At 66.2% G+C, this 435-nt stretch carries 1 protein-coding gene; it reads left to right on the top strand.

Annotated features, from left to right (window positions below; all coding sequences use genetic code 11):
- Positions 1–205: 205 nt before the first annotated feature.
- Positions 206–435 (top strand): PfkB family carbohydrate kinase (locus G9373_RS45700; protein ID WP_240961177.1); only part of this gene is annotated, 230 nt, incomplete at its 3' end.

Here is a 435-nt window from a genome sequence, read left to right as displayed (position 1 = left end):
CAATAGGAGACACGGTCGCTGGCGGCTTCGTGCCTCGCACCATGGACGGCCGGCATCAGTTTCGCACCGACATTCTCTGACAGCCAGGCGATCTCACCGGCGGGCAGCCACCACCGCCCACCCCTCAACAGGCCTGAGACGGAACCGAACCGTGAGCACCGTTACCGGCCCACACCTTCCCGAACCAGCAGAGAAGCGTTCCGACATGACCACCACCTCCACCGCCCGATGCGACATCGCCGTCGTCGGGGAATCCCTCATCGACATCACACTCAATGCTGACGGCAACTGCCGCGAACGTGTCGGCGGCAGCCCCGCCGCCCTCGCGTGGAGCCTCGGCCGGCTCGGAATAGCCACCACGCTGCTGACCACATTCGGCGCCGACCCTCACGGCCGCACCATCAACCACGAACTTACCCGGTGCGGCGTCCGGAT

This window comes from Rhodococcus sp. A14 (assembly GCF_011603105.1).
GTDB lineage: Bacteria > Actinomycetota > Actinomycetes > Mycobacteriales > Mycobacteriaceae > Rhodococcus_F > Rhodococcus_F opacus.
Note: the sequence above shows the minus strand (reverse complement) of the source record. Positions and strands in the feature narration are given on the sequence as shown.